The following is an 8785-nucleotide window of genomic DNA, read 5'->3' as shown; positions in this document are numbered from 1 at the left end:
GCCCACGTGGGTGGGCTGGTAGGGGATACCGGCCTCCAGGGCGGCCAGCTCGTCGTCGGTAGGACGGCGGTCCACGCCCACGATCGGCGCAGGCACCGTGCCTGCCGGCAGCGTGACGGTGCCGACCTCGTAGACGGCGACGTCGCCAAGCCCGCGAGACACGTTGCGCCGGGCCACGTCAACCAGGGAGTCGAGCACGCTGGTACGCATGAGCGGGGCGTCCTCGGCCAGCGGGTTGGCCAGGCGCATCGCCTGGCGACGCGGGTCGTCACCCGCGATGCCCAGGCGGTCGTGGACGTCCCCGATGAAGGGATAGGACAGCACCTGGGTGAGCCCCGCGTCCGCCAGCGCGGCCACCACCTGGCGCCGGGCGCGCTGACGCGGCGTCAGTCCGGTGCCGGCAGGGGCCGTGGGCACGATGACGGGGATGTTGTCATAGCCGTCCAGGCGGGCGACCTCCTCGGCGAAGTGCGCCGCTCCCACGAGGTCCGGGCGCCAGGTCGGGGGCGTGACGGCAAGCAGCTCGTGACCGGCCTCGTCCGCCCCGGCAGCCTTCACCGTGCAGCCGATCATCGTCAGCAGCTCGCTGACCCTCTCGGTACCGTAGGCGACCCCGGTCAGGCGCTGCGCGGCGTCGGAGCGGATGAGGATCGGGGCGGGAGCCACCGTGCGGTCCACGTCCGTGGACACCGGGTCCGCGGTACCGCCGCCGTACTCCACCAGCAGGTCCACGGCCCGCTGCGCCGCCACGGGGGCCAGCGCCGTGTCCACGCCACGCTCGTTGCGTTTGGAGGACTCGGTAGGCAGCTTGTGCCGACGTGCCGAGCGGGCGATCGAGACGGCGTCGAAGTGGGCGGCCTCGATGAGCACGTCAGTCGTCGTGGCGTCCACCTCCGCCGCGGCGCCGCCGAAGACACCGGCCAGTACCAGGGGACGGGAGCCCAGACCCTGCGGGGAGTCAGCGATGACGAGGTCCTCGGGGTCGAGCTCGCGGGTGACCTCATCCAGGAAGGTCAGGCTCTCCCCCTCCTCGGCGCGGCGCACGACGATGGGCGCGTGCACCTTGGCCAGGTCAAAGGCGTGCAACGGCTGGCCCAGGTCCAGCATGACGTAGTTGGTCACGTCCACGGCCAGGCTGATCGGGCGCATCCCGGCGGCGGTCAGGCGTTCACGCATCCACGCCGGGCTCGGGGCAGCCGGGTCGATCCCGCGCACCACGCGGGCCACGTAGCGGTCGGCCCCGGGGCGTCCGTGGATCGGGCGGGGGTCGGCAGGAATCTCGACGGCGAAGCCGCCCTCCCCCGCCTGCGCCACGCCGTGGGGGTAGAGGCCCGGGTTGGTCCCGTCCGCGGGGTCCGTGAAGACGGCGCCGGTGGAGTGGGAGTACTCGCGAGCCACCCCGCGCATGGAGAAGCAGTACCCCCGGTCCGGGGTGATGTTGATCTCCAGGACCTCCTCGCCCAGGCCGAGCAGCGGGATCGCGTCCGTTCCTGGCTCCGGCAGCTCCTCGCCGTCGTGCCCGTGGGCGGCCAGCCACTGGTCGAGCACGATGATGCCCGAGTGGTCCTCGCCGATGCCCAGCTCGCGGGCCGAGCAGATCATGCCGTCCGAGGTGTGGCCGTAGGTCTTGCGTGCAGCGATGGCGAAGTCACCAGGCAGGACGGCGCCGGGCAGGGAGACGACGACGCTGTCCCCCACCTCGAAGTTGTGTGCCCCGCACACGATGCCGCGGCTGGGTAGCTCCGAGGGCTCCTTGCCCGTGCCGGGAGCGTCATTGTGCTGCGGGCCCACGTCCACGCGGCAGTAGTTGATGACCTTGCCGTTGGACTGCTCCTTGGCCTCACGTGTGAGGACCTTGCCGACCACGAGGGGGCCGGTGACTGAGGGGGGAACGATGCGCTCCTCCTCCAGGCCCACCTTGACCAGGTCAGCCGCCAGCTGGGCCGCAGTGGTGCCGGAAGGAACGTCCGCGTGCTCGCGAAGCCACTCGATCGGGACGTAGGGCATGTCAGTTCCCCTTTCCGGTGGTACCGAACTGCTGGGAGAAACGGATGTCTCCCTCGACGATGTCATGCATGTCTGCGATGCCGTGACGCAGCATGAGCGTGCGCTCCAGCCCCATGCCGAAGGCGAAGCCCGTGTAGACCTCAGGGTCGATGCCGCAGGCAATGAGCACGTTGGGGTTGACCATGCCGCAGCCTCCCCACTCGATCCAGCCCGGCCCGCCCTTCTTCTGGGGGAACCACAGGTCCATCTCGGCACTGGGCTCGGTGAAGGGGAAGAAGGAGGGGCGCAGGCGGGTACGCGCCTCGGGGCCGAACATGGCGCGGGCGAAGTGGTCCAGCGTGCCCTTCAGGTGCGCCATGGTCAGTCCCTTGTCCACCGCCAGGCCCTCGACCTGGTGGAAGACCGGGGTGTGAGTGGCGTCCAGCTCGTCAGAGCGGAAGACCTTGCCCGGACAGGCCACGTACAGCGGGGGCTCTTGAGCGAGCATGACGTGGGCCTGGACCGGGGAGGTGTGGGTGCGCAGGACCAGGTTGGCCTTCTGTCCCTCGCCGGCTCCTACCGAGGGGCCGTCGACGTAGAAGGTGTCCTGCATCTGACGGGCCGGGTGGTCGGCGTCGAAGTTGAGGGCGTCAAAGTCGAACCACTCGTGCTCCGTCTCCGGGCCCTCCGCGATGGACCAGCCCATGGAGACGAAGAAGTCGGAGACCTCGTCCACGAGCACGTCCAAGGGGTGGCGGGCGCCGCGAGCCACGCGGTCCGTGGGGACGGTGACGTCCACGGCCTCGGTGGCCAGCATCTGCTCCTCAGCCTCGGCCTCCAGCACCTCCTGGCGCGCTGCCAGCGCTGCGTTCAGGCGTCCGCGCGCACCGCCCAGCAGCTTGCCCGCGGCCGGCTTGTCAGCCTTGTCCAGGGAGCCGATCGCGCGGTTGGTGCGGGCCAGCACGGAAGAGTCCCCTGTGTAGGTCAGACGCACCTCCTTCAAACCGGGGAGGTCCGCTGCGGCGGCGACCGCTGCCAGCCCTTCCTCCACGAGCGCGTTGATGCCTGCCTCGTCCAGGGGCGAGAGAGCCCCGGGTGCGTCAGTCATGGGGTGTGTGCCTTCCAGCCGTACATGGCCCCCTGGCCGGACGCACCCGGTCGGTGCTCTCCAGTCAGGGAGTGCTTCGTCTCCCAGGGTAGTCGTCACCCCTTGGCCTCCAAACTTGGCAGGCCACGGGGTGCGCCACATGGCGGCGGGCAGCCGCTGAGCGAACCTGATTCGCTAGTGCAGCACCCAGCGGAAGAAGGACTCGGCCAGCACCGGCTGATCAGCCTCCTGGTGGCCCCGCCCAGGACGAGCCGCCTGCGTGCCCGCCGCCAGCGCAGCCTCACGCAGGTAGCCCTCCATGGCGTCCAGGTCCCGGAACTGGCTGACGTGGCGGCGCACGGCAGCCACCTTGGCCTCCAGGTCCGTGGTCTGGACCTCCACCAGGTGGTTAGCCTCCTTGTGCCCCTGGAACCAGACCTCGTCCACCTCATGGGGCTCCAGCCCAGCGGCTGCCAGCTCCCGGTAGTCGAAGGGGTTGCCGCTGGCTGGGTAGGCCGCCTCGACGACGGCACGGCCCACCGCACGATGGTCCGGGTGGTTGGCCGCGACCGAGGCGAAGTTGTACTCCGGGGACATCGACAGCACCAGGGACGGACGCCAGCGACGGATCGCCGCCACGACCTGCCGTACCAGCCCGTGCCCCTCAGCCACGTGCCCGTCAGCGAAGCCGTCGAGGAAGACGACCTGGCTGACCCCCAGGCCCGCCGCTGCCGCCTGCTGCTCGGCCTGACGGACCTGGGACATGTTCTCCTGCCCCTCAGCCTCGTAGCCGCCGGCATCGCCAGAGGTCACCACGAGCAGGCAGACCTGCGCACCCTCCCGCACGAGGCGGTGGATCGTGGCGCCGGCACCGACGTCAGCATCGTCTGGGTGGGCATAGACGCCCAGGACCCGGTCGTGTCCCAGGGCCTCAGCCATTGATCGCGGCGTTGCCCGCGTCCTGCGCGGCCTTGACGCCCTCAGCCACGTCCACTCGGCCCAGGAAGACCTCCTTGAGGGACTCGCCCGTGGCCTCCATGCCGGCCTGGATCTTGGCGCCGAAGGGGCCGGGAAGGGCGGTGTCGTCGATCTCCATCATGGCCGAGACGTCCACGCCCGCGTCCTTCCAGTAGGCGCTCCAGGTGTCCTGGGCGCCGGTGTTGCCGGGCAGGCCAACGCCGGTCTTGCCCAGTGCCCCGGAGCCCTCGGCGCTGCCCAGCCAGGCCAGCAGCTTGGTGACCGCCTCGGCCTGCCTGGAGTCCGCGCTACCGGCAGCAGCCGTGTAGTTTGTCACCCCACCACGGCCCTGGGGGCCCTGCGGCAGCTTCACGATGCCCCACTCGAAGGAGGCCCCGTCCTTGATGTTGGCCAGGTTGTAGGCACCGGACTGGAACAGCGCCATCTTGCCCTGGATGAACTGATCGCGGGAGAAGTCGCCGTTGTCGTTGGTGTCAGCGGCCGAGGGGGCCACGTGCGAGGTGTTGATGAGGTCCACGAGGTAGCCAAAGGCCTGCACGCCTGCCTCGGAGGCGAAGGTGAACTGGCCGTCAGCGTCCTGGTAGGTCGCACCGTTGGCCCCGAGGTAGGGCAGGTAGATCGCCTGCAGGTCGAGAGCAGCGTTGTATCCGAACTGCACGATGTTCGAGGCGTCGAAGTCGGCGTCAGCCGGAGTCTTGCCCGCAGCGTCCAGGGTGAGCTTGGTGGCGATCTCGCGCAGCGTATCCGAGGACGCCGTGGGGTCCCAGGCCAGCGAGGCCAGGTCGTCAACGCTCACGCCAGCCGCGTCCAGCAGCGACTTGTTGTAGTAGACAGCGATGTTCGGGTCGGCCAGAGCCGGCACGCCCCAGGCGGTTCCCTGCGAAGAGTACTGGGCGACGGCGGCCTCAGACCATCCCGCACGCTCCGAGCTGGCGATGGCCTCGTCGATGTTGACCAGCTTGCCGGCAGCGGCGTAGTCAACGAAGTTCGAGGAGTTGGTCCAGAACACGTCCGGGGCCGAGCCTGAGGCGATGTCGTTACGCAGGTTGGTCCAGTAGTCAGCCCAGGCCACCTGCTCGATCTTGACCGAGATGCCGGTCTCAGCGGTGAAGTCCTTGAGAGCCTCCTCGTAGGCAGCAGCGGCCTGCTCGTCCCACAGACGGAAGGTGATCTCGCTGGCCGAGTCCGAACCCGATCCAGAGTCGGAGGAGGAACCCGAGCCACAGGCTGCCAGCATGCTCAGGCCGACAGCGGTGACAGCGCCCACGCCACCGACCTTGATGAGGTCACGGCGGGAGATCGCGGGAAGACGGGACATGGGATACCTCCAGGTGGTCGTGACCCGTCTGGACAGGGTGTCAGACGGATGTGCCGTGAACTGTAGCGCAGCCCACCCTGGCCGGCTCTCCCCCGTCTGCCTAACGATCCCCGGCTACTTCAGGCCGCTGAGCGTGATGGAGGCGACAATCTGCTTCTGGAAGATGACGAACAGGATGATGAGGGGAACCAAGGCGATCGTCGTGGCCGCCATGACGTAGGTCCAGTTCGCGTTGTACTGCGACTGCATGGCTGCGGTCGCCACCGTGATGACCTTGGGCTCCTGGCTGGCGATGATGCGTGGCCACATGAAGGAGTTCCACTGGCTGACCACCGTGATGAGCGTGAGGGTCGCCAGGATCGGACCGGACATCGGCAGGACGATCCGGGTGAGGATGCGCAGCTGCCCGGCGCCGTCGATCTTGGCCGCGTCGATGATCTCCTGCGGGATGGAGCGGAAGGACTCGCGCAGCAGGAAGACGGCGTAGGGCGAGGCGAACATGAAGGGGATGACGATGCCCCAAAAGGTGTTGTTCATCCCCGCCTTGGCCATCATGAGGTAGAGCGGGATGACCAGCACCGAGGCAGGAATCATCATGGTGGACAGGAACAGCCAGAAGACCAGGTCACGTCCGGGGAAGCTCAAACGAGCGAAGGCGTAGGCGGCCATCACCGAGGAAGTCACCTGTCCCACCACCATGACCAGGACCATGAGCACCGTGGTCCAGATGGCGCTGGCGAAGTCGATGCGCCCGGTCAGCACCGCCGAGAAGGACTCCAGGGTCCAGGGACCGGGCAGGGCCAGGGGCGAGTGCGAGGCGAAGTCCTTGGGGGACTTGAAGGCCGTGAGGAAGGAGAAGATGAAGGGCAGGACCATGACGGCGGCCGCAAGCGTCAGCCCCAGGTAGATCCCTGCGGTGCCCAGCGAGCCCGGCTGGTCGATCCGGCCACCGGCCCGGGTCCTCCTGCGCCCCAGGGAGCTGGAGCCGCCCCCGGACACGATGGCAGGCTCAGACATACTCATAGGTGGTCCTCGTGCGGAAGTAGAGGTTCTGGGCGACCGTGATCGCCAGGAGGATGAGCATCATGACCAGGGCCATGACCGAGGCCTTGCCCACGTCCCAGCTGACGAAGGCCTCCTCGTAGATCTCGTAGGCCAGGACCTTGGTGGCCCCCGCGGGCCCGCCGCCGGTCAGCGCGTACACGTGGTCAAAGATGTTGAAGGCCGCAATGACGCTGGTTACCGAGACGAAGAAGAAGGTGGGGCGCAGCAGGGGCACCTTGATACGCCAGAAGACCTGGCGCGCGCTGGCACCGTCCACGTAGGCGGCCTCGATGAGCTCACGTGGCACCGACAACAGCCCAGCGATGAAGAACAATGAGGTGTAGCCGACGTTGTTCCACAGCACCACGAAGGCCACGGCCGGCAGCGCCCAGGTAGGCGAGACCAGGATCTCCAGCCTCGTGCCGGCCACGGCACTGAGCAGGCCGCCGGTGGGAGCGAAGATCCACGACCACACCACCCCCAGCGCCAAGGGCGAGGAGATCCAGGGGATGACGATCAGCGTGCGGAAGAGCGTGGTACCACGCACGCCCTTGGTCAGCATGTTGGCCAGGAACAGACCCACCAGGATCTGGGCCGGCACCACCAAGGCCACCAGGGCCAGGGTCACCCGCAAGGAGCGTAGGAATGCGGCGTCGGTGAGGACCTGGCGGACCTGCTCCAGCCCGACGTAGCGTGGCGAGGCGATGAGGTCCCACTGGTGGACCGTGAGCCACACGATGACGCCGACTGGCACGACCATGAAGAGCACGACCCCCAGCACGGAGGGCGTGAGGAACAGGTAGCCGGTGACTGTCTCACGCAGGCGCCGGCCTAAGCCGCGCCGCCTCGTGCTCAGCGAGGGCGCCGGGCCGCTCACCGAGGCACCGGCCGCTGTCGGAAGGAGAGTCGTCATCGCAGCCCTCACCCCTGCACGCTGCTGACAGGCGCCGAAGATGACTGGGCTAGTACCCCGCGGCGCTGGACCCGGGCCGAGGCGTAGAAGCACACGGCCGCGGCGGTGGCGACGTTGAGGGACTCGGCCTGCCCGTACAGCGGGATCGAGACGACGGCGTCCGCCTGCGTCAGGCTTTCAGGTGACAGGCCGTGGGCCTCGTTACCCAGCCACCAGGCGGTGGGACGGGCCAGCAAGGTCTCAGACTCGAACAGGTTGAGCTCACCTCGGCCATCAGCAGCCAGGATCGCCAGGCCCGCACCGTGGACCGCCTGTGAGATCTCCTCCAGACCCAGCCCCCACAGCACCGGCAGGTGGAACAGGCTGCCAGCGGTGGAGCGCACCACCTTGGGGTTGGTGGGGTCCACGCTGCCCCGGGCCAGCACGACGGCGTCCGCACCGGCCGCGTCGGCGGCCCGGATGATCGTGCCGGCGTTGCCCGGGTCCTGGGCCTGGGTGAGCACGGCGACCAGCCGGGCAGAGTCCAGGACCTGCTTCAGCTCGGCCACCTGGGGGGCTCGCGAGCCGCCGGCCGCCGAGGGACGGGCCACAGCCTGCGTGCGAACCACAGCGAGCAGACCCTGGGCATCGGCACTCATGGCCGCCATGACCGCGGGGGTGACCAGGTGGGTGTACACGCCCGCGGCCCGGGCCTCGGAGAGGATCTCGGGATAACGCGCGCTGGCGTCCTGGGTGGCATAGAGATCGAGGATGTCACCGCAGGCGTGGTGGACCGCCTCGCGAACCCCTTGGGGCCCCTCGACCAGGAAGCGCTCGTACTTCGTGCGCGTGGAGCGCCGCGCCAGCGCGGCGACCCGGGACACGCGGGCCGAGGAGGGGTTGTCCAGCAGGTCTGGCTGTGGCGGCGCGACGCCGTCGGGACGGGCCATCGGGGTACCGGGGCGCCAGGTGCGTGTGTCTGCCCGCTTGCTCATGAAAGGGAGCCTACGCGAGACGGCGCCATCTCCTTGACAAGGAGATGGCGCCGTCTCATGACGTGAGGATCGGCTCACCGCCGGCCCTCGCCCGCGCTCAGGCGCGAGGGGCGTTGACGTCGGCAGGAAGAGCCTTCTTGGCAACCTCAACGAGGGCCTTGAAGCCAGCCGGCTCGTTCACGGCCAGCTCGGCCAGCATGCGGCGGTCGATCTCGACGCCGGCCAGGCCCAGGCCCTGGATGAACCGGTTGTAGGTCAGGCCCTCCGCGCGAGCGGCAGCGTTGATGCGCTGGATCCACAGGCGACGGAAGTCACCCTTGCGGGCGCGGCGGTCACGGAAGGCGTAGACGCCGGAGTGGGTGACCTGCTCCTTGGCCTTGCGGTAGAGGCGAGAACGCTGGCCGCGGTAGCCCGAGGCCTTCTCGAGGACGGAACGACGCTTCTTCTGGGCGTTGACAGCCCGCTTCACACGTGCCATGTGATGA

Annotated in this window: 8 protein-coding genes; all 8 read right to left on the bottom strand. The window is 68.9% G+C overall.

The features are described from left to right. Window positions 1-2007: phenylalanine--tRNA ligase subunit beta (gene pheT, locus HMPREF0058_RS05925; protein WP_006548821.1), on the bottom strand; the 2007-nt coding region annotated here is incomplete at its 3' end. A 1-nt stretch (window position 2008) separates the two neighbouring features. Then, entirely contained in the window at window positions 2009-3094 is a 1086-nt protein-coding gene (gene pheS, locus HMPREF0058_RS05920; protein WP_006548820.1) for a phenylalanine--tRNA ligase subunit alpha, read from the bottom strand. A 174-nt stretch (window positions 3095-3268) separates the two neighbouring features. After that, on the bottom strand, window positions 3269-4012 hold the full coding sequence (locus HMPREF0058_RS05915; RefSeq protein ID WP_006548819.1) for a PIG-L deacetylase family protein: 744 nt from the start codon (window positions 4010-4012) through the stop codon (window positions 3269-3271). Then, a complete protein-coding gene (locus HMPREF0058_RS05910) occupies window positions 4005-5369 on the bottom strand; it encodes an ABC transporter substrate-binding protein (RefSeq protein ID WP_006548818.1) in 1365 nt (454 codons plus the stop codon). The genes HMPREF0058_RS05915 and HMPREF0058_RS05910 overlap by 8 nt, the downstream gene beginning before the upstream one ends. Before the next feature lie 114 nt (window positions 5370-5483). Then, the gene (locus tag HMPREF0058_RS05905; protein ID WP_024034431.1) at window positions 5484-6392 is read right to left on the bottom strand and encodes a carbohydrate ABC transporter permease; all 909 of its coding nucleotides are present in this window, start codon (window positions 6390-6392) and stop codon (window positions 5484-5486) included. Then, complete coding sequence (locus HMPREF0058_RS05900) at window positions 6379-7326, bottom strand: carbohydrate ABC transporter permease (RefSeq protein ID WP_006548816.1); 948 nt, start codon at window positions 7324-7326, stop codon at window positions 6379-6381. The genes HMPREF0058_RS05905 and HMPREF0058_RS05900 overlap by 14 nt, the downstream gene beginning before the upstream one ends. A gap of 8 nt (window positions 7327-7334) precedes the next feature. Next, window positions 7335-8255, bottom strand: coding sequence for a TrmH family RNA methyltransferase (locus tag HMPREF0058_RS05895; RefSeq protein WP_006548815.1), 921 nt, complete (start codon window positions 8253-8255; stop codon window positions 7335-7337). A 142-nt stretch (window positions 8256-8397) separates the two neighbouring features. Beyond that, window positions 8398-8778: a 50S ribosomal protein L20 gene (gene rplT / locus HMPREF0058_RS05890; protein ID WP_006548814.1), complete on the bottom strand. Its 381-nt coding sequence runs from the start codon at window positions 8776-8778 to the stop codon at window positions 8398-8400. Window positions 8779-8785 lie beyond the last annotated feature (7 nt).

It is taken from the genome of Actinomyces urogenitalis DSM 15434, assembly GCF_000159035.1.
In the GTDB taxonomy this organism is placed as follows: domain Bacteria; phylum Actinomycetota; class Actinomycetes; order Actinomycetales; family Actinomycetaceae; genus Actinomyces; species Actinomyces urogenitalis.
Note: the sequence above shows the minus strand (reverse complement) of the source record. Positions and strands in the feature narration are given on the sequence as shown.